Below are 25,010 nucleotides of genomic sequence, written 5' to 3'. Positions count from 1 at the left end.
TGATCTCTCCTTCTGGCCGCACTCGAGACGCGGCCCTCGTCGGCAGGGAACGGGTGACTCCCCGCCAATCTACCCGGCGCCTCGGACGCGCCACACCGTGTGTGGCTCGGCGTCAGCGTCCCCGGCCGTCGCCGGTGCCCTCGCCGGGCCGGGCGGGGTCGCCCGGGTACCAGGGGGGCGTCGGGTCGGCGGGGGCGCCCCCCGACGACGGCGGCACGGCCGGTCCGGCGGGCCCGCCCCGGAACGCCTCGCCGAGGCGGGCAGGGCGGCGTGGACCGTGGCCGGCTCAGATGCCGAGCACGGCCTGGGCGATGAAGAAGTAGACGACCAGGCCGAGGGCGTCCACGAGCGTCGAGATGAACGGGTTCGAGAACACGGCGGGGTCGGCGCCGATCGTGCGGGCCGCCAACGGCATGAGACCGCCGACGGTGGCGGCGAAGGCACACACGGTGAACAGCGTCGCCCCGATCACGAGACCGACGGGCCACGAGAACACGAACCCGGCGAGCACGAGGCCCAGCAGGCCGATGCACCCGCCCAGGGCCATGCCGACGCGCAGCTCGCGGAACATCACGCGCGGCGCGTCGCGGGGCCGGACGTCGTCGAGGGCGAGCGCCCGGGTGACCGTGGTGGCCGCCTGGTTGCCCGTGTTGCCGCCGGTGCCGATGATCAGCGGGATGAACAGGGAGAGGACGACCATCTCCTCGAGCGTGTCCTCGAAGACGCCGAGCACCTGCACGGTGAGGGTGGCGCCGATCGCGAGCACGAGCAGCCACGTGATGCGCGAGCGCATCAGCGCCAGGACGGAGGTCGCCAGGTAGGGACGACCCAGCGGCTCCACGCCGCCGGCGCGGGCGGAGTCCTCGGTCGACCCCTCGTCGAGGACCTCGAGGGCGTCGGCCACCGTGAACACCCCGATCAGGCGACCCTCCGAGTCCGTCACCGGCACGGTCCACAGACGGCGGTCCGCGCAGAGCCGGGCCACCTCCTCGGCGTCCTCGGTGGCGACGGCGGACACCGGTTCCCGCATGATCTCCGAGACTCGCGCATCGAGCGGCTGTGTGACCAGCACGGAGACGTCGACGACGCCCGTCAGACGCGCCTGGGGACTGACCACCGGCACGGAGACGATGGCGGCCTGCTCCTGCCCCCCGTGCTCCCGGAGGTTCTCGAGCGCGGTGGACACGGTCCAGTCCTCGCGCAGGCGCACGGGCGCCATGCGCAGCCGCCGTCCCACCGAGTCCGCCGGGTAGCCCAGGAGCCGGCCGGCCTTGCCGCTCGCCTCCGCGTCGAGCCCGGCGAGCATCTTGCGGGCCACGGTGGCCGGCATCTCGTCGAGCAGCCGGGCCTGGCCCGAGACCCGCAGCTCGGCGAAGAGGTCCTGGACCTGACCGTCCTGGAGCTTGCGCACCAGGTCGGACTGCTGGCCCGTCTCCATCGCCGCGAAGACGTGGACCGCCGTCGTCTTGTCCAGGAGGCGGAACAGCATCGGGGCCATGCGCGGCTCGGAGCGGTCCAGGAGGTCGAGCGCGTCGCCCGGGGACAGCGCGCGCAGCAGCTCGACCGCGCTGTCGAGGTCGTCCCTGCGCAGGTGCTCACGGATGCGGTCCTCGACGCTCTCGACCTCGCGGCGGGTCATCGCCTCGTCACCTCCTGGGGGTCGCGGGGCCCGGTCCGGGCCCCCGTCCGGCAGCGGCGCGCCGCGCTCAGCCGTGGAAGAAGTGGCGCGCCCCGGTCAGGTACAGGCTCACGCCGGCGGCCTCGGCCGCGGCCACGACCTCCTCGTCCCGGACGGAGCCGCCCGGCTGGACGACGGCCTTCACGCCGGCGTCGATGAGGATCTGCAGCCCGTCCGCGAACGGGAAGAACGCGTCCGAGGCGGCCACGGACCCGCGGGCCCGCTCGGGGGCGCCCTCCCCGGAGACGTTCTCCGCGCCGCCGGCGCTGCTCACGTCCTGCCCGCCGGTCTGCGCGGCGCCCAGGGTGTTGGCGCGCTCGACGGCCAGGCGGCAGGAGTCGAGGCGGTTGACCTGGCCCATGCCCACGCCGACCGTGGCGCCGTCGTGGGCCAGCAGCACGGCGTTGGACTTGGCCGCGCGCACGGCGCGCCACGCGAAGGCCAGGTCGGCCAGGACGGCCTCGTCGGCGGCCGGGCCGGCGGCGAGGGTCCAGGTGGCCGGGTCGTCGCCGTCCGCGTCCACCGCGTCCGCGATCTGCAGCAGCATGCCGCCCGAGACCTGCTTGGCCTCCACCGCATCCCGCAGGAAGCCCTCGGGCAGGCTCAGCAGACGCAGGTTCTTCTTGGCGGAGAGGATCTCCAGGGCCTCGGGCTCGAACGCCGGGGCCACGACGACCTCCGTGAACACGTCCTTCACCTGGGCGGCCATGGCGGCGGTGACCGGGCGGTTGGCCGCGATCACGCCGCCGAACGCGGAGACCGGGTCGCACGCGTGGGCCTTGGCGTGCGCCTGCGCGATGTCCGTGCCCTCATCCGTGACGGCCAGGCCGCACGGGTTGGCGTGCTTGACGATCGCCACGGCCGGGACCGGGTGGTCGAAGGCGGCGCGCACCGCGGCGTCGGCGTCCACGTAGTTGTTGTAGCTCATCGGCTTGCCGTGCAGCAGCTCGGCCTGCGCGATGCCGGGGGCCGCCGAGGAGTCCAGGTACAGCGCCGCGGGCTGGTGCGGGTTCTCGCCGTAGCGCAGGATCTGCGCGCGCTCGAGGGAGAAGCCGGCGTAGGGCGGGAACACGGGGATCTCGTCCGCGTCCGTGTCCTCGCCGAAGTGGGCGGCGGTCCAGGCGGCCACGGCGTTGTCGTACCCGGCGGTGTGGGCGAAGGCCAGGGCGGCCAGGCGCCGGCGGGCGCGCAGGTCGAAGCCGCCGGACTGCGCGGCCTGGACCACCTCGCCGTAGCGGGCCGGGTCCACCACGATCGCCACGGACGCGTGGTTCTTCGCGGCCGCGCGCACCATGGACGGCCCGCCGATGTCGATCTGCTCGACGACGGCGTCCTCCGCGGCGCCCGAGTTCACGGTGTCCACGAACGGGTAGAGGTTCACGACGACGAGGTCGAACGGCTCCACCTCGAGCTCGCGCAGCTGGGTCACGTGGTCCTCGCGACGACGGTCGGCCAGGATGCCCGCGTGCACGCGCGGGTGCAGCGTCTTCACGCGGCCGTCCAGGCACTCCTGGAACCCGGTGACCTCGGCGACCTCGGTGACGGGCACACCGGCGGCGGCGATGCGCTGGGCGGTGGAGCCGGTCGAGACGATCTGCACGCCCGCGGCGTGGAGCCCTGTGGCGAGCTCCTCGAGGCCGGTCTTGTCGTACACGGAGATCAGGGCCCGCTTCAGGGGCACCGTGTCCAGGACGGTGGTGGTGGTGGGCTGGGCAGAGGTCACGAGGGGGCGCTCCTTCGAGGGGGTCCGGGTGCGTCCCCCAGCATAGGCCGGGCCGCATAATGGCCCAGGCGTCCGCGTGACGGACCGCCCCCACTCCACCCGACGAACGGGAGCCGACCATGTCCTCCGCCACCCCGCCCCGCCCCAGCGCCGACGGCGCGCACCCCGGGCCCGCGCCCGACGTCGTCGCCCCCGACGCCGCCCTGCCCACCGGTGAGGCGGTCGTCCAGGAGCTGCCGTGGCGCTGGTCCGTCCAGGGCCGCATCTTCCTGATCGGCGGCCTGGGCTTCATGTTCGACGCGTGGGACGTCACGCTCAACGGCGTGATGATCCCGCTGCTGCGCGAGGAGTGGGCCCTGGACAAGGCCGACGCCGCGTGGATCGGCACCGCCAACCTCATCGGCATGGCCGTGGGCGCGTTCCTGTGGGGCACCATCGCGGACCGCATCGGCCGCAAGGCGGCGTTCGCGTGGACGCTCGCGATCTTCTCCGTGTTCACGATCGCGGGCGCGCTGACCGACTCCCTACTGTGGTTCGCGCTGTTCCGCTTCGTGGCCGGCATGGGCCTGGGCGGCACGATCCCCGTGGACTACGCGCTCGTGGGCGAGTTCACCCCGCGCCGGCTGCGTGGCCGCGTCCTGGCCGCGATGGACGGCTGGTGGCCCGTCGGCGCCGCGCTGTGCGGCCTCGTCTCCGCCTGGCTCGTGGGCACGTGGGGCGACTGGCGCCTGCCCCTGCTGGCCATGGTCCTGCCGGCCCTGCTCGTGTTCGTCGTGCGCCTGGGCATCCCCGAGTCCCCGCTGTTCCTGATGAGCCGGGGCCGCGAGGCACAGGCCCGCGCCGTCATCGACCGCATGGTGGCGGCCACCGGCGCGCCCCGCCGGCCCTACACGATGCCCCCGGCCGAGCCGGCCCGCTCCGGCGGCGTCGGCGCGCAGCTCGCCGCGGTCTGGCGGTTCTCCCCGCGCATCACCGCGATCGCCTGGGCCCTGTTCGTGGCCATCATGCTCGTCTACTACATCGCGCTGCAGTGGCTGCCCACGTTCCTCATCGACGCCGGCTACGCGGAGGGCCGCGCCTTCATCATGACCTCCGGCATGGCCGCGGCCGGCCTGCTCGGCGTGGTCGTGGCCACCGCGCTGATCGAGGTCACCGGCCGCCGCTGGCTGCTGGCCGTCAGCGCCGTCGTCGCGAGCGTCCTGACCGTCTGGCTGGCGAGCGTGCTGGACGTGCCCGCCGCGGTGCTGCCGCTCGTGCTGGCGTTCGGCTTCGTGGTGCAGGTCGCGATCCCGGTGCTCTACACGTACGTCTCCGAGCTGTACCCGACGACGCTGCGCGCCTCCGGCTTCGGCTGGGCGTCGGCGGCCTCGCGGGTGGGCGCGGGCCTGGGCCCGCTGCTCTTCGTGGGCACGCTGGTCCCCGCCCTCGGGCTGCCGGGGGCGTTCGCCGTCACCGGCGGGCTCGTGGTCCTGGCCTGCGCGGCGATGCTGGCGCTGGCCCCGGAGACCCGCGGCCGCGCCCTCGAGGTCAGCGCCGACTGAGCTCGCCGAGCACGCGCAGCAGCAGGGCCCGCTCTTGGACCTTGATGCGCTCGTGCAGCTCGGCCTCGGTGTCCGTGTCCAGCACGGGCACCGCGGCCTGGGCGAGGATCGGGCCGGTGTCCACGCCCGCGTCCACCACGTGCACGGTGCAGCCGGTGACCTTCACCCCGTGCGCCAGCGCGTCCCGGACGCCGTGGGCCCCCGGGAAGGAGGGCAGCAGGGCCGGGTGGGTGTTGAGGATGCGGCCGTCGAACCGCTCGAGCAGCGGGGCGCCCAGGATCCGCATGAACCCGGAGCACACCACCCAGTCCGGCGCGTAGGCGGCGACGGCGTCCGCGAGCGCCTCGTCCCACGCGCGCCGGTCCGCGTGGTCCTTCGGTGACACCACGAACGTCTCGATCCCGTGGGCGCGGGCGCGCTCCAGGCCGCCGGCGTCGGCGACGTCGGCGCCCACCGCGGCGATCTCCACGTCCAGGGCGCCGGAGGCGACGGCGTCGAGGACGGCCTGCAGGTTGGTGCCGGAACCGGAGACGAGGGCAACGATGCGCATGCGCCCATCGTAGGGTGAGGGGGTGTCCGCCCCCGTTCCCTCCTCCCCGCCCCGCCCGCCGCAGGGCGCCCCGGACCCCGGCCGCGTCCGCACCGGTCGTGCCCTGCTGTGGCAGTCCGTGGCGCTGCTGGGGATGGTGCTCTCCTTCTCCCTCGTGCTGCCGTGGAAGCTGATCGCCCTCGCGCTGGGGCTGGTCGCCCTCGTGCTCGGCGTGCGCGTGTGGGTCACGAGCCGCGGCGCCGAGCGCTCGGGGCTGCCCCGCGCGGTGGCGTCCGCCGGCATGGCGATGGCGCTGATGGGCATGACGACGGCGGCGCTGCCGCTGCTCGCGTGGGACGCGACGGTCCAGCTCGAGCAGTGCAGCGCCTCCGCGCTCACCGTGCGGGCACAGCAGGCGTGCGCGGACGAGTTCACCCGTCAGGTGGAGGAGCGCACGGGGGTGCCCCAGCTGCGGCCCTGAGCCGCGGGCGTCAGTCCCGCGCCCGGCGCGGGGACGGCCGGTCGCGCGGGCCCGAGGCGCGGTCGCCGGACCGCGGCACCGTCGTCGTCCCGTCCCGGTGCCCGGCCACGGCCAGGGCGGTGAGGTAGCCGGCCGCGCAGCCCAGCGCGACCCACCCGGCGACGGCGGCGCACACCGCCCAGACGTGGGAGCCGATGTCCGTCAGCGTGCCGAGCCCGAGCGTCCCGGAGGTGAGGGCCAGCGGCACGAGCAGCAGCAGCCCCGTGAGCAGTCCGGTGAGCACGGCCAGGGCCAGCGTGGACAGTGTCAAGGACACCGCGCGGCTGCCGTGGCGGGTGTGCAGCCAGTCGTCGAGGTGGTTCTCCCCCTCCCGCAGCAGCCACACGCCGGCCACGGCGCCGGCGCCGATCGGCACGGCCAGCAGGAGCAGCTGCCACGGCGACCACGTCCCGGGCAGCGCACCCAGCGCCGGGAGGGCGGGCGCGGTGGCCGGCGTCGCGCCGAACACGGAGTAGAGGCTGTCCGCGCCCACGGAGAACCCCGGGCCCGCCGTCCACGCGATCGACCACGCGGTGAACGTGGGCAGCCAGCCGATCTGCAGCAGCGCCAGGAGCAGGCCGCCCAGCGGACCGCCCCCGATCGCCTCGGCCACGGTGACGACGGCGGCCCACTCGACGGCCAGCCGCCCCGCCACGAGCAGCGCGTTCAGGCCCGTCAGGGCGAGCACGGCGAGGACCGCGGCGCGCACCACGGACCAGGCGTACGAACCGGCCCAGCGTTCGTACTGCGAGCGCCGCGAGATCCGCTCCGTGAGGTCCAGGCCGATCAGGTGGGCCCAGGTGCCCGCCTCGCGCCGGGCCCCCGCGAGGGCGGCGACGCCGAAGAGCAGGGCGGGCAGCAGCGCCGCCGGGGCGGGGTGGACCGTCAGCTCGTCCGTGCCGGGCAGGAACGCCACGGCCAGCCCCACCAGGGCGTAGGCCCCCACCGCGCCCACGAAGGCCTGCCACGCCTGGTCCCGGTAGGACGCGCGGGCCAGGCGCCGGCCGGCCCGCCACGACAGCGCGAGCGGGACCAGGGTCAGGCCCCACGGCACGAGCCACGCCGTGCCGGTGATGAGGTGATCCGGCGCGGTGGGCATGGCCGTGGCCACGGTGACGGGCACCGCGTGCAGGGCCAGCCACAGGACGCCGCCCACCTGGACGGCACCCTCGATGGTCGGCCGCTCGAACCCGCCCGTGGCCCACACCGCGAGGGTGGGGACCATGACCGCCAGCAGGCTGATCATCGCCGTGACGAGCGCCTCGACCACCCCCTGCAGCCACAGCGGCAGGGGGACGGGGCGCAGCAGACGGGGCGCAGCGGGGCGGGAACTCACCCGTCCATGGTGCCACCCGACTCCGGGCGGCGCCTGGACGGGGGCGGGCCGCGCGGGCCGGTGCGACGACCGTCACGCGCCCCGAGAGTTCACCGCGGGGTCACCGGGCCGTCGTCGGCGGGTGTCCCGGCCGTGGTCCGGGGTCCTTAGCGTCGGCCACGTGCGTGTCGTCGTGGTCGCCGAATCGTTCCTGCCCCACATGAACGGGGTCACCAACTCCATCCTCCAGGTGCTGCGGCACCTGCGGGAACGGGGCGACGAGGCGATGGTGGTCGCCCCGGCCGCCTCGTGGTCCGCCGGGTGGACCCAACGCGCGGGCGCCGGTGAGGCCCCCCGCGAGGTCGAGGGCTTCCCCGTGCGCACCCTGCCCTCCGTGCCCCTGACCGGGTACACCTCCGTGCGGGTGGCCGCCGGCACGGTGGGCCGGCTGCGCGGCATGCTCGCCGACTTCGCCCCGGACGTGGTGCACATCGCCTCCCCCTTCGTGCTGGGCTGGCGCGCGGTGCAGGCGGCCGAGGAGCTCGGCATCCCCTCCGTGGCCGTCTACCAGACCGAGGTCCCCGGCTACGCGGCCCGGTACGGCGCCCCGTGGCTGGAGGACGTCCTGTGGAGCCACGTGGCGCGCCTGCACAACATGGCCACGCTGACGCTCGCGCCGTCGTCGTTCACCGTCCGGCAGCTGCACCGCCAGGGGGTGCGACGCGTGCACCTGTGGGGCCGCGGCGTCGACTCCCGCCGATTCCATCCCGCCAAGCGGGACGAGGCGCTGCGCGCCGAGCTCGCCCCGAACGGCGAGAAGCTCGTGGGCTTCGTGGGGCGGCTGGCGCACGAGAAGCAGGTCGGGGACCTGCGGGTGCTCTCGGACCTGCCGGGCACCCGCCTCGTGGTCATCGGCTCCGGGCCGCTGCGCGAACAGCTCGAGCGGGAGCTGCCCGGCGCGCACTTCGCCGGCTTCCAGGGGGGCGAGGACCTCGCGCGCCACGTGGCCAGCCTGGACCTGTTCGTGCACCCCGGCGAGTCCGACACCTTCGGCCAGACGCTGCAGGAGGCGATGGCCTCGGGCGTGCCCGTCGTCGCCGTCGGCCGCGGCGGCCCCCTCGACATCGTGGACGCCTCCCGCACCGGCTGGCTCTACCCGCCCGGCGAGCTGGACGAGCTGCGCCGCCACGTCGCGGACCTCGTGTACGACGACGTCAAGCGGGCCGCGTTCGCCGACGCGGCGTGGGCGTCGGTGCAGGGCCGGACCTGGCCGGTGCTGTGCGAGCAGCTCGTGGGCTACTACGAGAAGGCGATCGCGGTGCAGGAGCGCCGCCGCGTGGAGCTGGCCCGCCGGCTGCTGACGGCGCCGTCGCTGCTGGCCGCGCGCGTGTTCGGCTGAACCCCGGGCCGGACGCCGGGCGGGCGCCCGGCGGTCCGGGTCTCGCGTCCGGAGCCGTGGCTAGGGTGGCGGGCATGGACGCCACCCCGCACCCCCGACCCGCCGAGCCCGGCCCCCTGCCCGATCCCGCCGCGCCCCGCCGCCTCGCCGGCAAGGACGTGCACCCCGTCGGCCTCGGGTGCATGAACATCGTGCACGGCTACTCCGGATTCCTCGACGACGACGCCGCCGTCGACCTGCTCACCCGCGTGCTGGAGGACGGCACCGACCACCTGGACACCGCCACCCTCTACGGCGGCGGCCGCAGCGAGGAGCTCGTGGGGCGCGCGCTCGCCCGGGCGGGGTCGGACGTCCGCGAGCGCGTGCTGCTCGCCTCCAAGGGCGGGCTCGTGCGGGACGGGCAGCGGCGGATCGACGGCCGCCCGGAGACGCTGCGCGCGCACGTGGACGCCTCCCTGAGCCGGCTCGGCCAGGACCGGATCGACCTGTACTACCTGCACCGGCTGGACCCGGAGGTCCCCGTCGAGGAGTCCGTGGGGGCGCTCGCAGAGGCCGTCACGGAGGGCAAGATCGGGGCGATCGGCCTGTCCGAGGTCTCGGCCGTCACCCTGACCCGGGCCGTGGCCGTCCACCCGATCGCGGCCGTGCAGTCCGAGTACTCCCTCGCCACCCGCAACCCCGAGTGGGGCGTGCTCGAGGCGTGCCGCCGCCATGGGACCGCCTTCGTGGCCTTCTCCCCCGTCAGCCGCGGCCTGCTCACGGACGCGCCGCCGCGGCTGGGCGGGCTGGACGCGGGAGATCTGCGGCACCGGCTGCCCCGCTTCGCCGAGGGCCACTACGAGGCCAACCTGACGCTGCGCGAGGCGCTCTCGGCCGAGGCCGTCCGGCTCGGGACGAGCACGGCGGGGCTCGCCGTCGCCTGGGTCCTGGCCCAGGGCAAGGACGTCCTGGCGATCCCGGGCACCACCTCGTGGGAGCACTGGCTCGAGGACCGGGGCGCGCACGAGGTGCGGCTGACCCCGGCCGACGTCGCCCGGCTGGACGACCTCGTCAACGACGCGACCGTGGCGGGCCCGCGCTACAGCGAGAGCCAGCAGGCCAGCATCGACACCGAGGCGGCGCCGCCGCGCTGAGCCGAACGCGGGGCCCGGGGTGGCCCGCGTCTCATTTCGGCAACAGAGCGCACTCCCTGTCAGGATGGGCGTCAGGCACCGCGGCCTCCTCCGACCGCGGCGCGCCACGGCGGGGGCACCGCGGGGCGTCTCTACCCCGACGTCCGAGGAGGACACCATGAATGAGTCTCTGGAGACCCTGCGCGACGAAGTGTTCGCGCGCAACCCCGGCGAGGCCGAGTTCCACCAGGCGGTGTCCGAGGTGTTCGAGGCGCTGGGGCCGGTGGTGCAGCGCCACCCCCAGTACGTCGAGGCCGGGGTCATGCACCGCCTCTGCGAGCCGGAGCGCCAGATCATCTTCCGCGTCCCGTGGATCGACGACGCCGGCGTCGTGCAGGTCAACCGCGGGTTCCGCGTGGAGTTCAACTCGGCGCTCGGCCCGTACAAGGGCGGGCTGCGCTTCCACCCCTCCGTGTACCTCGGGATCGTCAAGTTCCTGGGCTTCGAGCAGATCTTCAAGAACTCGCTCACCGGCATGCCGATCGGCGGCGGCAAGGGCGGCTCGGACTTCGACCCCGCCGGCAAGTCCGACCGCGAGATCATGCGGTTCTGCCAGTCCTTCATGACGGAGCTGCATCGCCACATCGGTGAGCACACGGCCGTGCCGGCCGGTGACATCGGCGTGGGCGCCCGCGAGATCGGCTACATGTTCGGCCAGTACAAGCGACTGACCAACCGCTTCGAGGCCGGCGCCCTCACCGGCAAGGGCCTGACGTGGGGCGGCTCGCTGGTCCGCACTGAGGCCACCGGCTACGGCGCCGTGATGTTCGTCGACTCCATGCTGCGCACGCGCGGCGAATCCATGGACGGTCAGCAGGTGCTGATCTCCGGCTCCGGCAACGTGGCCATCTACGCCGCGGAGAAGGCCGCCGCGCTCGGGGCCACCGTGCTCACCGCGTCCGACTCCTCGGGCTACATCGTGGACCCGGACGGCCTCGACCTGGACCTGCTCAAGCAGATCAAGGAGGTCGAGCGTGCCCGCATCTCCGAGTACGCCGAGCGCCGCGGCGGGCGGTCCCGCTACGTGACCGGCGGCAGCGTGTGGGACGTCGAGGGCACCGTGGCCCTGCCGTGTGCCACCCAGAACGAGCTCGACGAGTCCGCCGCGCGGACCCTGCTGAAGAACGGGGTGAAGGCCGTGGCCGAGGGCGCGAACATGCCCTGCACCGAGGCGGCCTCCCACCTGTTCGTCGACTCCGGGACGCTGTTCGGCCCGGGCAAGGCCGCCAACGCGGGCGGCGTGGCGACGTCGGCGCTGGAGATGCAGCAGAACGCCTCGCGGGACTCGTGGAACTTCGACTACACCCACGACCGGCTCGAGCAGATCATGCGCGACATCCACGACCGCTGTGTGGAGACCGCCGAGGAGTACGGCACGCCCGGCAACTACGTGGCGGGGGCGAACATCGCCGGGTTCATCAAGGTCGCCGACGCGATGATCGCCCAGGGCGTGGTCTGAGTCCCCGCCCTGCCCCTTCCGTGACCCTCCGCCGCCCTGCGACATCACCGCCGTTCTGACGCGCGGTGATGTCGCAGGGCGGCGGTCGCTCGAGGGCACCCGACTCCTGCACAGGCTCCCCGACGTCGGGTGCCCTCCACCGCCGGCGCGGCCGACCCCTCGCGCCCCGGACGGGCCCACGACACTGGGCCGCATGACCCCGCTCTCCGACCACTCGCGTACGCTGCTCCCGGGACGCGGGCCCCTGCTCAGCGCGGCGGACCCTCACGACGGGGCGGCGCGGCGCCGTCTCGAACGCGCCTGGACCCGCGGGGTCCTCGTGCGGCTCTGCCCGCGCGTCTACATCAGCGTCAGCGACTGGGCCGCGCTGCGTCCGTGCGACAGGGCGGTCGTGTCCGCCGTCGCCCTCTCGATCGCCCGCCCCGCGACGGTGTTCACGGGCCTGACCGCGGCCCGGTTGCACGGTCTGGGGCCGGCCGTCGAGCCGCCCGCGCTCGAGCTGCGCGCCCCCTCGCCCGGGCATCACGGCTGCGGTCCGCTGACCCGCCGTCCCCTCGCCCCCTCCCTGGTGGCCCACGACCGCCGGCTTCCCGTCCCGCCGCGCCGCCGACCCCGGTGGGGGCTGCCGGAGGCGGCCCCCGCCGCGCCTCAGCCGGTCGAGGCCGTCCTGTCGGACGGGCAGAGCCTGGGAACCGTCCTGGCGGATCCGCTGCCCACGGTGCTGCTGGTCCTCGGAGCGGCCACCCCGTTCCGCGACGCCGTGGCCCCGCTGGACGCGCTCGTCCGAGCCCGGCCCGAGGAGGCCGCACGCTGGGCGAGGCAGGCGGAGAGCCGACTCGGATCGGCGGCCGCCCTCCGCCGATTCGAGCGGGCCTGGCACTTCGCGGACGCGCGGGCGGAATCCGCCGGCGAGTCCTACAGCCGGGCCATCATCCACGAGCTCGGCTTCGTCCCGCCCACGGCGCTGCAGCATCGCCACCGGGATGCGAACGGACGCGAGGTGGCCCGCACGGACTTCTGGTGGGAGCAGGTGCGGGTGTACGGGGAGTTCGACGGGCTGGGCAAGTACGACCTGTCGTTCTTCGACGGTGACGACACGGCCCGCCGCGCCAGCATCCGCCGGGAGAAGGAACGGGAGGTGGCCCTGCAGCTGGTCACCCGGGCGGGTGCGCATTGGACGTGGGGAGACCTCCTGCGGCCGGACCGGCTGGCGCGGATCCTCACCGCCGCGGGCGTCCCCCGCTCGGTCTGATCCACGGCCGTCCCACGGGCCCGGTCCCGACTCGGCGAGCCCGAGCGGTCGACCTCCGCTCTGCGACATCGCAGCCGTGCTGCACGGCGGTGATGTCGCTGGGCGGCTGCCGGGCAGTCAGCAGCCCACCTCGGCCCACCTCAGCCGGCCAGCGCCGCCCGCTGCTCGGGGCTGATGCGCACGGGGCGGCCCGTCTGCCCGTCGACGAACACCATGACGGACGTCGCGGTGGCGCAGAGGGTGTCGTCGACGCCGTCGTGCAGGGCGTAGCCCACGTGCACCGAGGCGGCCTTCACGGCGTCCACGCTCACCACCACGCGCAGCGGCACGGGGCGGTAGGGCATCTGGGCCCGGTACTTCACGGTGTGCTCGGAGATGAACGTCCGCACACCGGGGGCCACCCCCTCGAGCAGGTCGATCGGCGGGGCCTGCCCGCCACCGGCGCCGGTGTTCGCGGGCACGCCGAAGGCCGCCACGCGGGCCTCCTCCAGCAGCTGCACCACGGCGATGTTGTTCACGTGGCCGTAGGCGTCCATGTCCGCCCAGCGCAGCGGGATGCGGACCTCGACGGAGCGCGAGGCGGTCATCGGGCGGCCTCCTCGTCCGCGGGCCGGCCGTCGCGCTGCCCCGGGGCGTCGAGGGTCGCCGGCGCCTCGTCGTCACCGAGGATGTCCTCGCGCCAGGCCTCGGGCTGCACGTCCACGAACTCGACGGGCAGGATGCCCAGGTCCTCGAGCTGATTGGACAGCGTGGCCCCGTCCGGGCCGTAGCACCACGGGATGCCCGGGGTGGAATGGCGGGTGTCCTCCGCCCGGCCGCCCGCGAGCAGCGCCTGCGAGGGGGTCAGCTGCCGGATGACGATCGCCTTGACCCGGTCGGGGTGGCGCTGCGCGAACTCGGCGTAGATCTCGGGGTCGTGCTGGCCGTCGTCGCCAACCAGGATCCACTGGATGTCCGGGAACTGCTCGGCGAGGCGCTCGAGCTGGACCCTCTTGTGCTCCTGACCGGAACGGAACCAGCGGTCCCTCGTGGGCCCCCAGCTGGTCAGCAGCAGAGCGCCGAGCGGGTAGAGGTTGCGGCCCAGGAAGCGGGTGAGGGTCTGCGCCACGTTCCACGCGCCCGTGGACAGGTACAGCACGGGGGCCTTCGGCTCGAGCTCGGCGATCCGGCGCAGCAGCACGGCGATCCCCGGAGTGGGCGTGCGGGCGTGCTCGTCGATCACGAACGAGTTCCAGGCCGCCAGCAGGGGGCGGGGCAGCGAGGTGACCACCACGGTGTCGTCGATGTCCGAGACCAGGCCGATCCGCGCGCCCGGCTCGCAGATGTACAGGTCCATGACGGCGTGCTCCTCTTGGCCGCCGACGTGGAGGGTGGCGGTCTGCCAGCCGGGCTCCAGCTCGACGTCCAGCACGACGTCGACGACGCCCATCCGGTCCGTGCGCACCGTGGTGCGCAGGTCCCCCACCTGCACCTCCACCTCGGCGTAGGCCATGGGCGGGGCCACGAAGTTGCGCCAGCCGCGCACGCCGTCCGCCACCACCTTCGACAGCCGACGGCCGTTCATGAACTCCTCGTCGGAGGCGATCACCACACGGGAGAGGATCCGCACCCAGCTGGTGCTGCCGTAGCCCGTGAACGCCATGACCGTCGGCACGTTGCCGGCACGCAGCGCGCGGGCGCGGTGCCAACGGTTCCACCCCTCCTGCAGGTGCGTGGCGACGTTCTCCACGGGAGTGGGGTCACCGGAAGGGGCCAGGCGGCCGCGCCGGGGCGCGGGCGTGGGGGCGTCGGAGGCTGCGGGCATGCGCCCAGTATTCCGCACCGTGCGCTCTCAGCGGATCTCGGGGACCAGCGCGGTCAGGCGGTCCAGCATGCGGCCGACCTTGCCGTTCTCGATCGCGGCGGCCACGTGCCCGTCCGCGAACCGCTCGCCGCGCACCAGGTAGGTGAACAGCGTGCCGAGGTCGGCCAGGGACGCCTCGGCGATGCCGGCCTCGCTCACCCGGTCCACGTTCCGCAGGTAGTCGACGTCGATGCCCGCCAGCTCCTGCGCGGCCACGAGGCCGGGGAACACGCGGTCGTCGTAGTCCGGGTAGACGCCGCCGAGGGTGCCGGGCGCGGGGGCGCCGTAGGAGGCGATCGGCCGGGCCTCGGTGCCGTAGCCGGCGGCGAGCAGCTCGCGCAGCGCACGCACGGCGGCCACGCGCTGGGGCGTGGGGGTCTGCGGGCCGGTGAGGGTGGCGTCGTCGTCGGGGGTCGGGAGGGGGTGCTCGGTCATGGCGGCTCCTCTGCTCGGGGGGGGTCGGCCCCATTGTCTCGCGTGCGGTCCGACGTGTCCGGGCCCCCGCCTAGGCTCGGGGCATGAGCCCCGCCCTGCCCCGCCCCGCCGAGCTGCGCGCGATCGCCCTCGACGCCGCCCGCGCGGTCGTCGGCGACCTCGCCGCCGCCTTCCGCTCCCCCACCGCCATCGGGCCCGAGGCCAAGACCACGCACCACGACCTCGTCACCGTGCACGACCGACACACCGAGGCCCGGCTCGTCGCCGCGCTCACGACGGCGGTCCCCGGCTCCGGCGTGCTCGGCGAGGAGCTCGGGGCGCAGGCCGGCACCGGTGAGGCCGCCCGGCTGACCTGGATCGTCGACCCCATCGACGGCACCTCCAACTTCACACACGGCTTCGCGATGTTCTCGGTGTCCCTGGCCGCCGAGGTCGACGGCGAGGTGGTGGCCGGCGTCGTGCTGGACCCCGTGGGCCGGCTGGCGTTCTCCGCCGACGCGGACGGCGCCTACCTCACCCGCGGCGACGGGCCGGAGCGCCCGCTGGCCGAGGTCGGCCGGCCGGCGCCGGCCGGCGGCGAGCGCGCCCAGAACCTCGTGACCTCCTATCCGGCGGGCGAGGCGCTCGCGCGCGAGGGCGAGGACGCGCTGCGCCGCTTCGGGCGGCTCGTGACCGCCCACGCGACCGTGCGCCGCACCGTCTCCGGCGCCCTCGAGCTCGCCCACACGGCGGCGGGCTGGGCCGACGCCGCGCTGTACGTGGACACCAAGCCCTGGGACGTCGCGGCGGGGCAGCTGATCCTGCGCCGCGCCGGGGGCAGGTGGCTCACGCCGGACCCGGCCGCGCCGTCGTCGGGCCGGCTCGTCGACGACGGCCCGCGCGCCCACACGTGCCCGTTCGCGCTCGCCGTCGCCCCGGGCCGCGAGGCGCCGACGACGGCGGCGGTGCTGGGTGACATCGTCGCCTCGCGGGCGACCGACCATGTATAGAGTGGATGTGAGCCCGATCTCAGCGCCGCGCCCGACGGCGCCCGTCCCGGCATGCCAGGAGGCCCCGATGACCCAGCAGCACCATGACACCGACGACGCCCCGTCGATGCAGCGCCCCGATCCGGTCGCGGAGCCCGGGGACCACCTGATGTTCGAGCACCCGGACGGCGAGGCCGTCCTGGTGCTGGACGAGGACCAGGTCTGGCGACTGCTGGGCCGCGTGGGCCACGCGCGCCTCGGGCTGGCCGTGGACGGGCGGCCGGACATCGTGCCGGTGAACGTGCGGGCCCACGACGGCGCCATCTACTTCCGCACCGCGCCCGGCTCGAAGCTCGCCGAGCTCACGGTGAACCCGCGCGTCGTGGTGCAGGCCGACGGGATCCTGGCCGACCAGGCCTGGTCCGTGCTCGTGCACGGCACCGCGCGCCGCCTGGACACGGAGGCGGAGATCGCGGAGGCCGAGTCCCTCGGCATCGAACCGTGGGTGCCGACGCTCAAGGACTTCTACGTCCGCGTGGACGTCCAGCGCGTGTCCGGCCGCCACTTCGTGTTCGGCCCGCACCCCGAGCGCAACGAGTCCCAGACCGACTGAGCCGCCGGCAGGACGCGTGGGCTGAGCCGGACGGCTCAGCCCACGTCCGCCGGGCTCAGGGCTGCGCCGGGGGCTGGCCGCCCTCGCCGCCCGCCGGGGGCTGGCCACCGCCGGGCCCGCCCATCCCGCCCTGCTCCTGCTCCTGCTCAGTGGTGGTGTCGATCGGGACGTCGATGGTGATGGCGAAGCCCTTCTCCACGGAGCCCGTGATCTGCGGCAGCTGCGTCTCGTAGCCGTCCGAGAAGACGTTGTCCGTCTCGAGGCTGACGTCGGCGAAGTTCTCCGTGGACCCGTCGTAGGCCGAGGTGGCGTAGACCTGCGCGGACTGCTCCTCGGGCATGGCGATCTGGGAGGTGAGGACGTTGTTCGTCGCGTCCGTGATGGACGCCTTGTCCGGGAACACCTCGAAGTGCAGGTGGGGCCACCGGCCGTCGTAGCAGCCGGGCCACACCGTGGTGAAGGTGACCGTGCCGTCGTCGCCCACCACCTGGACGCCGCGCAGGTAGGTCTCCTCCGTGATGCCGTCCGAGTACATCGAGTAGCGGCCCTGCGCGTCGGCGTGCCAGAGGTACACGGCGGCGCCGGTCATGGCGGCGTCGCCGTTGGCCATGTCGATCACGTTCATCGTCACCCTCAGCGGGACGCCCTCGGCGGCGGTGCCCGTGTCGATGCTCGTGGTCAGGTCGGAACGTTCGATGCCGGACGCGTCGAGCACGTCCGGGCCGTTGGAGCCGCCGCCCGGGTACGGGCCTGCGTTCTCGGTGACCATCTCGGTCAGGGTGGCGGACGGCGAGGCGCTCGCCGCCGACGAGGAGGAGGCCGCGGGTGACGAGGAGCCGGCGCTCGCCGACGTCGAGCCGGAGGAGGACGAGGCGCCCTCCTGGACACCGCACGCGGCGAGGACGAGGGCTCCCGCCCCCGCGCCGAAGATGCCCAGCGCGTTGCGGCGGGAGACGAGCGTGCCGACGTCGAAGGCGGCGCCCTGGTCCTCGACGTCCTCGGCCGGGCGGTGGAAGGCCCGGCCCTCGAAGGTGGGCGTGACGGCGGGGGCCTCGCCTCCCTCGGAGACCTGGGGGAAGGGACGGCGGGAGCGGATCGAGAGCCAGGGGGCCATGGAGTTCCTCTCGTGGGGCGCCCGCCGGGTGGCGGACCGCGTCGAGAGGCCAGCATGGCAACGGATGCCGGACGTTTTCGTGAGATCGGCGGGATGGTTCCAGGACATCTCCTTGGCGGTTTTTGACGCGGGCGGGACCGCCGGCGCCTCGGTCGACGTCTCAACTACCTGCCGGTCCAGCTCCGTTGCTGAAACATGCACCTGGAAAGGTGGCGCACACTCTCAGGGTCGAGTCAGCGATTCCGGCGCCGGGCCGCGTCAGACCTCCGGAGCCTCCCCCAGGTGGCTCGGCGCCCACATCGCCAGGCGGGTCTGCACCACGACGACGTTCGGCCCGTCCGCCTGGAACGCGCGCTCGAGCGCGCCGCGCACGTCCTCCACTCCCACCGTCTCGGCGGGCACGCCGAAGGAGGCGGCGAGGGCCTGGAAGTCCGGCCGGTCGAGCTCGGTGGCCGTGGCCTTGCCGAACGCGCCCTCCATGTACTCGCGCAGGATGCCGTACCCGCCGTCGTCGATGATCAGCCACGTCACCGCCGCACCGTGCTGCCGGGCGGCCGCGAGCTCGGCGAGGGAGTACATCGCCGAGCCGTCGCCGGCGACGGCGAGCACGCGCCCCTCGATCCCCGTGCGACCCTGGTGGGCCAGGCCCACCGCGCCGCCGAACGCGGCCGGGAACCCGTAGCCGAGCCCCCCGGCGCCCTGCGCCGAGTGGAACTCGCCGTCCTGCGCGTCCCAGCAGTTCCACGCCCAGTATGCGGCGATGGTCATGTCCCAGTACGTCTGCATGGTCGACGGGACGGCGGCCCGGATGTCCGCCAGGAGCCGGCGCTCCACGCCGAGGTCCTGGGCGTCGAGGCGGGCGGTGATGCGCGCGTTGACGTCGGCGACCACCTCGGCCGGGGTGCGGCCGTGCCAGACGGCGGCGTCCTGCGCCACCGAGCCCGACTCGCGCAGCGCCGCGGCGAGGGCCTCGAGCGCCTGGCCGGCGTCGGCGCGCACACCCAGCGTGGGGTGGTTGGTCTCCAGCACACGCGGCTCCGCGTCCACCTGGATGAGGCGGCCGCGCGGCTCGAGCGTGAAGTAGTTGGAGGTGACCTCGCCGAGCGAGGAGCCCACCACGAGCAGCACCTCCGCGTCCTCGAGCAGGTCCGTGACGAGGCGGTCCTCCACCCAGCCGCCGAGGCTGAGCGGGTGCCCCCACGGGAAGGCGGTGTTGCCGCCCGGCGAGCAGACCACGGGCGCCTGGAGCAGCTCCGCGACCTCCCGCAGGCTCTCCATCGCGGCCCGGCCGGAGCGGCGCACACCGCCGCCGGCCACGATCGCCACCCGCCCGGCCCCGCGCAGCCAGCGCACGGACTCGGCCACGAGCTCGGCGCGCGGCGGATGGTCGTAGGGCACGGCCAGGGCGTCCTCGACCGGGGGCACCATCACCTCGCCGAGCAGCACGTCCTGCGGGATCTCGACCCACACCGGCCCCTGCGGCACGGTGACGGCCTCGGCCCACGCGTCCTGGATCGCGGACGGGATGCCCGAGGCGTGGTGCACCGTGAACTGGGCCTTGGTGACGTTGCGGGCCGAGGCCTTCTGGTCGTCCAGCTGGTGCAGCATGCCCTTGCGCCGGGCGCCGAGCCCGGACAACGGGATCTGCGAGGCGATCACCAGCATCGGCACGCCCGTGGCGTAGGCCTCCTGCAGGCCGGCCAGCGAGGTGAGCGCGCCGGGGCCGGTGGAGAGGAACAGCACCCCGACCTCGCCGGTGGCCCGGGCGTACCCGTCGGCGGCGAAGGCGGCGTTGTTCTCCACGCGGTTCGAGACGAACTCCAGCGGGGAGCGGGACAGGGCGTCGAAGAGGCCCAGGGCGTGCTGGCCCGGGATGCCGAAGACCGTCCGTGCACCCAGGGCGTGGAGCGTCTCGACGGCGAGGTCGCCGCCGTTGCGCCGCGGGGCCGCCGCCGTCGTCGTCTGCTCGTCCGTCATCGGCCCGGCTCCTCACCGGCGGCCGCGCGGGTGGCGCGGCGGTCGGCCATCAGGGAGATGAGGTCGTACGCCACGTGGGAGGCGGCGACGCCGGTCAGCTCGGCGTGGTCGTAGGCCGGGGCCACCTCCACCAGGTCCGCGCCCACGATGTCCAGCCCGCGCAGGCCGCGGAGGATCTCGAGCAGCTCGCGGCTCGTGATGCCGCCGGCCTCGGGGGTGCCGGTGCCCGGCGCGTGCGCGGGGTCGAGGACGTCGATGTCCACCGAGATGTAGAGCGGCCGACCCCCGATGCGCTCGCGCAGCTGGTCCACGATTTCGTCCACGCCCTGACGGAACACGTCCGAGGAGGTGACGATGCCGAAGCCCATGCGGTGGTCGTCGTCGAGGTCCTTCTTGCCGTAGAGCGGACCGCGCGTGCCCACATGCGAGATGGCCTCGGTGTCCAGGATCCCCTCCTCCACGGCGCGGCGGAACGGCGTGCCGTGGGTGTACTCGGCGCCGAAGTAGGTGTCCCACGTGTCCAGGTGGGCGTCGAAGTGCAGCAGGGCCACGGGCTCACCCGCCCGGGCGGAGGCGGCGCGCAGCAGCGGCAGCGCGATGGTGTGGTCGCCGCCGATGGTCATGAGCGAGGAGCCGTCCTCGGTGAGGTCCATCGCGTCCTGCTGGATCGCCTCGATGGCCTCGCCGATGGTGAACGGGTTCACCGCCATGTCCCCGGCGTCCACCACCTGGGCCTGCGCGAAGGGCGAGGTGTCCGTGGCGGGGTTGTACGGGCGCAGCAGCCGCGAGGACTGCCGCACGTGGCCGGACCCGAAGCGTGCACCGGGGCGGTAGGAGACACCGGCGTCGAACGGGACGCCGACCACCTTGATCTCCGGGGCGACGCCGGCCGCGGCCGCCTCGTCCAGGCGCGGCAGCAGCGCGTAGGTGGGGGCGCCGCCGTAGCGGGGCACGAGGGCGGAGTTCACGGGGCCGAGGCGGCCGTTGTCCTCGACGCGGGGGATCTCGAGCATCTGGGATGTCCTCTCGGGGCGGTTCGGTTCGATTCGGTTCGGTCTGGTCTGTCCGGTGCGGGCGTGCCGCACGGGGTCACGCGTGGCCCACGAGGGTCCACAGCACGACGGCGGGGCGGTCGTCCGGATTGGCCCACGAGTGAGGCTCGCGGCCGGGGAGGGTGACGGTGTCCCCCTCCTCCAACAGGTGCACGGCCTCGGTGGTCCGCAGTTCGAGGCGGCCGGTGGCCACGTGCACCGCCTCCACGCGGCAGTCCACGGTGTACAGCTCCGCCTCCCCGCGGCCGTGCGGCGCGATGTCGGCGCGCAGGATCTGCAGGTCGCGACTGCCGCGCGGGGTGATCAGGCGCTCGCGGATGCCCTCGCCGCCGAGGCTGATCGCGGGGGCGTCGGCGAGGCGCACGACCGTCACCTCGGGCGCGTCCAGGACGTCGCCCGGGCTCGCGCCGAGCACCTGGCACAGGGTCACGAGCGTGCTCACGGACGGGCTCGTCAGGTCCCGCTCGAGGCGGGAGAGGAAGCCCTTGCTGACGCCGGCCGCCTCGGCCAGCTGGGCCACGGTGAGCCGCCGCGCCTCGCGCAGCGCGCGCAGCCGGCGGCCGATCAGCGCCTGGCCCGGGGTGGTCTCGAGCGGGAGGGCCTTCATCGCGCTCCTCCCGACGTCGGCCAGGCGACATCGCCGATGTCCCCCTGGACGACATGTTGTCTGATAAGCAACATGTGTTTACCGTAGACCCGGTTCGTGTGATCGGCAACACGCCGATCACTCCTGTCCCGCCGCGGCGCCCCCGCATCCGGCGCCCCGGATCCCCTCGCCCCAAGGACCGCCCGTGACCCTCAACCTGACCATCGTCGCCGTTTACCTGGTCGGCATGCTCGCCTTCGGCTGGTGGGGCAAGGCCCGCGCCGCCAGCTCGGAGGACTACCTCGTGGCGGGCCGTCGTCTCGGGCCGGTGCTGTTCACCGGCACCATGGCCGCCGTCGTGCTCGGCGGCGCCGCCACCGTGGGCGGCGTCGGCCTGGGGTACGAGTTCGGGCTCTCCGGCGCGTGGCTCGTGGCCGCCATCGGCGTCGGCGTGCTCATCCTGTCGGTGGCGTTCGCCCCGATCCTGGCCCGCCTGAAGATCTACACCGTCTCGCAGATGCTGCGCCTGCGGTACGGCCGCGGCGGGGCCTCGCACGCCTCCTCCTTCGTGATGCTCGCCTACACGCTCATGCTCGCCGCCACCTCCACGGGCGCCTACGCGTCGATCTTCGTGGTGCTCTTCGGCTGGGACCGCTGGCTGTCCGTCCTGGTGGGCGGCGGCATCGTGCTGGCCTACTCAGTGCTCGGCGGCATGTGGTCCATCACCCTGGCCGACATGGCCCAGTTCCTCATCATGACCATCGGCCTGTTCGCCCTCATGCTCCCCCTCTCCCTGGCCAAGGCCGGCGGCTGGAGCGCCATGCAGGAGCGCCTGGGCGCCGAGTTCTTCAGCTGGGACGGGATCGGCGTGCAGTCGATCGTCACCTACTTCGTGATCTACACCCTCGGCCTGCTGATCGGCCAGGACGTCTGGCAGCGCGTGTTCACGGCCCGCTCCCCCCGCGTGGCGCAGATCGGCGGCGCCACCGCGGGCCTGTACTGCATCGTGTACGGCGTCGCGGGCGCCGTGATCGGCATGGCCGCCCGCACGGTCACCGCGGACATCGCCACCCAGGACGACGTGTTCGCGTGGGTCGCCCAGAACCTGCTGCCCGTCGGCGTCGGCGGCGTGGCCCTGGCGGCCGCCGTTGCGGCCATGATGTCCACCGCCTCGGGCGCGATCATCGCGGCCTCGACCGTGATGCGCACGGACATCCTCCCCATCCTCCGCGGCGAGGCCACCGCCTCCGAGGACGGCGCCACCGCCGGGGACGAGGCCCCGGAGACCGCGGCGGAGCTCGCCTCGAACCGCGGCTGGGTGCTGCTGCTCGGCGCCGTCGTGCTGGGGCTGGCGATCGTCGTCCCGGACGTGGTGGCGGCCCTGACCATCGCGTACGACATCCTCGTGGGCGGCCTGTTCGTCGCGATCGTCGGCGGCCTCGTGTGGAAGCGCGGCACCGGGACGGCGGCCCTGTGGTCCATGGTGGTCGGGACGGTGGGCACCCTCGGCACCATGGGCTGGCTCGAGCTGAACGCGGCGGAGCCCTTCGAGGGCGTCTTCGCGAACGAGCCGATCTACGTCGGCCTGGCCGCCTCCGCCGTCGTGTACGTCCTCCTCAGCCTGATGACCCCGCCCACCGACCCCGCGGTCCTCGAGGCCTGGCGCGTGCGCTCCCGCCACGGCGTCGACGCCGTGGCGGGAGCGTCTCTGACCAGGAATCCCGGGGCCTGCGATCCTCCGATGCCCGCACGATGGTCAGGCCAGACGATGCGGCGGCGGGCGATCCTTCCTCAGGCTCCTCCCGGCCCCTAGTGTTTCCGTATAGCTCGGGACCGGGACGCCCCCTCGGGGCCGTTCCGGCTTCCATTCACCCGGGCCTCGCTGGAGACAGAAAGGCAACGGTTCCCATGACCACCAAGAATCGCGCCGTGGCATTCCACGGCATCAAGGACGTGCGCGTCGACGAGCTCGACTTCCCCAAGCTGGAGATGCCCGACGGCTCCGCCGCCCCGCACGGCGTCATCCTCAAGATCGTCGCGACCAACATCTGCGGCAGCGACCTGCACATCTACCGCGGGTCCTTCCCCGCACCCGAGGGCATGGTGCTGGGTCACGAGATGACCGGCCAGGTGCTGGAGGTCGGCAGCGACGTCCAGTTCCTGCAGGAGGGCGACCTCGTCTCCGTGCCGTTCAACGTGGCCTGCGGCCGCTGCCGCAACTGCCGCGCCGGCCGGACCGAGATCTGTGAGACCGCCAACCCGGAGCAGGCGTGCGCCGCCTACGGCTTCAATCTGGGCGGCTTCCAGGGCGGACAGGCCGAGTACCTGTTCGTGCCGTACGCCGACTTCCAGCTGCTGCGCTTCCCGGGCCAGGAGCAGGCGATGGAGAAGATCCTGGATCTGGCCGTGCTCTCGGACATCCTCCCCACGGCGTTCCACGGCCTCATGGAGGCCGGCGCCAAGCCCGGCTCCACCGTCTACATCGCCGGTGCCGGCCCCGTGGGCCGGTGCGCCGCGGCCGCCGCTCGGCTGCTGGGCGCCTCGTGCATCATCGTGGGCGACCAGGACGCCTCGCGGTTGGAGCTGGTGCGCAAGCACGGCTGCGAGACCATCGACCTCTCCGCCACGGAGAACCTGCAGGACGCCGTGAACGACATCCTCGGCGAGCCGATGGTGGACTGCGCGGTGGATTGCGTCGGCTCCGAGGCCCACGGCCTGGGCTCCGCGTCCGATGAGATGCAGCCGATCGCCGCCGTGAACCAGGTCCTGGACATCACCCGTCCGGGCGGCGCCACGGGCATCATCGGCATCTATGGGCCGGACCCGATCGCGGAGACGAAGGCCGAGCAGGAGGGCACCTTCCTGGTGGACTTCGGCAAGGCCTGGATCAAGTCGCCCCACATCATCGGCGGCCAGGCGCCCATCATGCGCTACAACCGCCAGCTGATGATGTCCATCCTGTGGGACCGGATGCCGTACCTGACGGAGATGGTCAACCCGCGCGTGATCAGCCTGGACGAGGCACCCCAGGCCTATGCGGAGTTCGACCAGGGCTCCCTGGAGAAGTTCGTCATCGACCCCCACGGCATGATCGCCCGCTGAGCGGTCCGCCTCCGGAGGCACGACGGCGCCCCTCACCTGCCCGCGCAGGTGAGGGGCGCCGTCGTCGTCCGCGGATCAGGCCGCGTGCAGCAGCGTGGCGGTGATCCCGAGGGCTGCCAAGCCCACCACCAGCGCGACCATGCAGGCCACCGACGCCAGGGCCGGCCGGGCCTGCTCCCGCGCGATTCCGTCCGCGTGCGCCACGTAGCGCCGGCGCTGCGTGGCCAGCACCGCCGCCCCGCCGACGGCCGCCACCACCGCAGGCCCGAACGCCCACGCGCCGACGGCCGGCCACCACCTCAGGAACGTGAGGCTGAGGACGCCCAGCGCCAGGACCGTGCGGCCCCAGCTCATCACGGTGCGCTCGGGCTGCAGCCCCGGGTCGTGATGCAGGCGCATCGTCTCAGCCTCGCGGAAGGACGACGGCGGCCAGCAGCACCACGACGGCCAGCACGACGCCCCCCGCGAGGACCGGGACGATCAGCGGCAGCGGCAGCGGACGGCCGCGGCGCATCGCCCGCTCCACCCGGAGCCAGCGCGCACCCGCGCCCAGGGCGAGCAGCGCCGCCAGGACGAGCAGCACCGTGCTCAGCACCACCCGGACCGGCGGCGCGAAGAGGGCACCGGTGAACGCCTCCACCGCGACCCCGCCGGCCAGCAGCGCCAGTGCCGTCCGGACCCAGGCCAGGAACGTGCGCTCGTTGGCGAGCGTGAACCGGGGGTCCGGCTCCT

The 25,010-nt window shown here is 74.1% G+C and carries 23 protein-coding genes; 10 read left to right on the top strand and 13 right to left on the bottom strand.

Going from position 1 to position 25,010, the window contains the following annotated elements; all coding sequences use genetic code 11:
- Positions 1-286: 286 nt before the first annotated feature.
- Positions 287-1,639: a magnesium transporter gene (gene mgtE, locus AUV08_RS09810; RefSeq protein WP_061866951.1), complete on the bottom strand. Its 1,353-nt coding sequence runs from the start codon at positions 1,637-1,639 to the stop codon at positions 287-289.
- Between the two features lie 67 nt (positions 1,640-1,706).
- Complete coding sequence (gene purH / locus AUV08_RS09805) at positions 1,707-3,401, bottom strand: bifunctional phosphoribosylaminoimidazolecarboxamide formyltransferase/IMP cyclohydrolase (RefSeq protein ID WP_061866952.1); 1,695 nt, start codon at positions 3,399-3,401, stop codon at positions 1,707-1,709.
- 119 nt (positions 3,402-3,520) lie between these two features.
- On the opposite strand from purH, the gene AUV08_RS09800 reads away from it, so the two are divergent.
- Complete coding sequence (locus AUV08_RS09800) at positions 3,521-4,942, top strand: MFS transporter (protein WP_061873228.1); 1,422 nt, start codon at positions 3,521-3,523, stop codon at positions 4,940-4,942.
- On the opposite strand, the gene purN is transcribed toward AUV08_RS09800, so the two are convergent.
- Positions 4,929-5,492 (bottom strand): phosphoribosylglycinamide formyltransferase, encoded by a 564-nt coding sequence (purN, locus tag AUV08_RS09795; RefSeq protein WP_041102979.1) that lies wholly within the window; start codon positions 5,490-5,492, stop codon positions 4,929-4,931. The two genes, AUV08_RS09800 and purN, sit on opposite strands and share 14 nt — an antisense overlap.
- Positions 5,493-5,514: 22 nt before the next feature.
- Here purN and AUV08_RS09790 point away from each other — a divergent pair, with 22 nt between their 5' ends.
- The gene (locus AUV08_RS09790) at positions 5,515-5,952 is read left to right on the top strand and encodes a hypothetical protein (RefSeq protein WP_036382019.1); all 438 of its coding nucleotides are present in this window, start codon (positions 5,515-5,517) and stop codon (positions 5,950-5,952) included.
- 10 nt (positions 5,953-5,962) lie between these two features.
- On the opposite strand, the gene AUV08_RS09785 is transcribed toward AUV08_RS09790, so the two are convergent.
- The gene (locus AUV08_RS09785; RefSeq protein WP_231865124.1) at positions 5,963-7,327 is read right to left on the bottom strand and encodes a DUF6350 family protein; all 1,365 of its coding nucleotides are present in this window, start codon (positions 7,325-7,327) and stop codon (positions 5,963-5,965) included.
- 160 nt (positions 7,328-7,487) lie between these two features.
- On the opposite strand from AUV08_RS09785, the gene AUV08_RS09780 reads away from it, so the two are divergent.
- The 4 genes from AUV08_RS09780 (at position 7,488) to AUV08_RS09765 (ending at position 12,588) form a co-directional block, all read left to right on the top strand.
- Positions 7,488-8,705, top strand: coding sequence for a glycosyltransferase family 1 protein (locus AUV08_RS09780; RefSeq protein ID WP_061866968.1), 1,218 nt, complete (start codon positions 7,488-7,490; stop codon positions 8,703-8,705).
- A 74-nt stretch (positions 8,706-8,779) separates the two neighbouring features.
- Entirely contained in the window at positions 8,780-9,838 is a 1,059-nt protein-coding gene (locus tag AUV08_RS09775; RefSeq protein ID WP_020621605.1) for an aldo/keto reductase, read from the top strand.
- Between the two features lie 157 nt (positions 9,839-9,995).
- Positions 9,996-11,336, top strand: a complete 1,341-nt coding sequence (gene gdhA, locus AUV08_RS09770; protein ID WP_061873226.1) for an NADP-specific glutamate dehydrogenase — start codon at positions 9,996-9,998, stop codon at positions 11,334-11,336.
- Between the two features lie 193 nt (positions 11,337-11,529).
- A complete protein-coding gene (locus AUV08_RS09765; protein WP_061866955.1) occupies positions 11,530-12,588 on the top strand; it encodes a hypothetical protein in 1,059 nt (352 codons plus the stop codon).
- Positions 12,589-12,728: 140 nt separating this feature from the next.
- Here AUV08_RS09765 and AUV08_RS09760 read toward each other — a convergent pair whose 3' ends face one another.
- The 3 genes from AUV08_RS09760 to AUV08_RS09750 are packed head-to-tail and all read right to left on the bottom strand — an operon-like array spanning position 12,729 to position 14,866.
- Positions 12,729-13,175 carry a thioesterase family protein gene (locus AUV08_RS09760; RefSeq protein WP_002853740.1) on the bottom strand — a complete coding sequence of 149 codons (447 nt, stop codon included), beginning with the start codon at positions 13,173-13,175 and terminating at the stop codon, positions 12,729-12,731.
- Positions 13,172-14,392, bottom strand: coding sequence for an App1 family protein (locus AUV08_RS09755; RefSeq protein WP_061866956.1), 1,221 nt, complete (start codon positions 14,390-14,392; stop codon positions 13,172-13,174). The genes AUV08_RS09760 and AUV08_RS09755 overlap by 4 nt, the downstream gene beginning before the upstream one ends.
- Before the next feature lie 27 nt (positions 14,393-14,419).
- A complete protein-coding gene (locus AUV08_RS09750) occupies positions 14,420-14,866 on the bottom strand; it encodes a DUF6508 domain-containing protein (RefSeq protein ID WP_020621601.1) in 447 nt (148 codons plus the stop codon).
- Between the two features lie 83 nt (positions 14,867-14,949).
- Here AUV08_RS09750 and AUV08_RS09745 point away from each other — a divergent pair, with 83 nt between their 5' ends.
- Both AUV08_RS09745 and AUV08_RS09740 read left to right on the top strand, forming a co-directional pair.
- Positions 14,950-15,855 (top strand): inositol monophosphatase, encoded by a 906-nt coding sequence (locus AUV08_RS09745; protein ID WP_020621600.1) that lies wholly within the window; start codon positions 14,950-14,952, stop codon positions 15,853-15,855.
- A gap of 67 nt (positions 15,856-15,922) precedes the next feature.
- Positions 15,923-16,447, top strand: a complete 525-nt coding sequence (locus tag AUV08_RS09740; protein ID WP_020621599.1) for a pyridoxamine 5'-phosphate oxidase family protein — start codon at positions 15,923-15,925, stop codon at positions 16,445-16,447.
- A gap of 55 nt (positions 16,448-16,502) precedes the next feature.
- Here the strand turns inward: AUV08_RS09740 and AUV08_RS09735 are convergent, their stop codons facing one another.
- The 4 genes from AUV08_RS09735 to AUV08_RS09720 all read right to left on the bottom strand — a co-directional run bounded on the left by AUV08_RS09735 (position 16,503) and on the right by AUV08_RS09720 (position 21,197).
- Positions 16,503-17,561: a 3,4-dioxygenase subunit beta gene (locus tag AUV08_RS09735; protein WP_061866958.1), complete on the bottom strand. Its 1,059-nt coding sequence runs from the start codon at positions 17,559-17,561 to the stop codon at positions 16,503-16,505.
- Between the two features lie 258 nt (positions 17,562-17,819).
- Entirely contained in the window at positions 17,820-19,538 is a 1,719-nt protein-coding gene (locus AUV08_RS09730; RefSeq protein ID WP_061866959.1) for a thiamine pyrophosphate-binding protein, read from the bottom strand.
- Positions 19,535-20,551 (bottom strand): agmatinase, encoded by a 1,017-nt coding sequence (gene speB, locus AUV08_RS09725; RefSeq protein WP_061866960.1) that lies wholly within the window; start codon positions 20,549-20,551, stop codon positions 19,535-19,537. The genes AUV08_RS09730 and speB overlap by 4 nt, the downstream gene beginning before the upstream one ends.
- A 76-nt stretch (positions 20,552-20,627) precedes the next feature.
- The gene (locus AUV08_RS09720; protein WP_061866961.1) at positions 20,628-21,197 is read right to left on the bottom strand and encodes an XRE family transcriptional regulator; all 570 of its coding nucleotides are present in this window, start codon (positions 21,195-21,197) and stop codon (positions 20,628-20,630) included.
- A gap of 184 nt (positions 21,198-21,381) precedes the next feature.
- Between AUV08_RS09720 and AUV08_RS09715 the strand changes: the two genes are divergently transcribed.
- A complete protein-coding gene (locus tag AUV08_RS09715) occupies positions 21,382-22,989 on the top strand; it encodes a sodium:solute symporter (RefSeq protein ID WP_231862055.1) in 1,608 nt (535 codons plus the stop codon).
- Positions 22,990-23,084: 95 nt separating this feature from the next.
- Positions 23,085-24,278: an alcohol dehydrogenase catalytic domain-containing protein gene (locus AUV08_RS09710; RefSeq protein ID WP_061866962.1), complete on the top strand. Its 1,194-nt coding sequence runs from the start codon at positions 23,085-23,087 to the stop codon at positions 24,276-24,278.
- Between the two features lie 75 nt (positions 24,279-24,353).
- Here AUV08_RS09710 and AUV08_RS09705 read toward each other — a convergent pair whose 3' ends face one another.
- Together AUV08_RS09705 and AUV08_RS09700 are read right to left on the bottom strand one after the other, a co-directional pair.
- Complete coding sequence (locus AUV08_RS09705) at positions 24,354-24,677, bottom strand: DUF202 domain-containing protein (protein ID WP_061866963.1); 324 nt, start codon at positions 24,675-24,677, stop codon at positions 24,354-24,356.
- 4 nt (positions 24,678-24,681) lie between these two features.
- Positions 24,682-25,010: YidH family protein (locus AUV08_RS09700; RefSeq protein WP_061873225.1), on the bottom strand; the 329-nt coding region annotated here is incomplete at its 5' end.

Origin of the sequence: Micrococcus sp. CH7, assembly GCF_001595485.1 — a bacterium.
Classification (GTDB): domain Bacteria; phylum Actinomycetota; class Actinomycetes; order Actinomycetales; family Micrococcaceae; genus Micrococcus; species Micrococcus luteus.
Note: the sequence above shows the minus strand (reverse complement) of the source record. Positions and strands in the feature narration are given on the sequence as shown.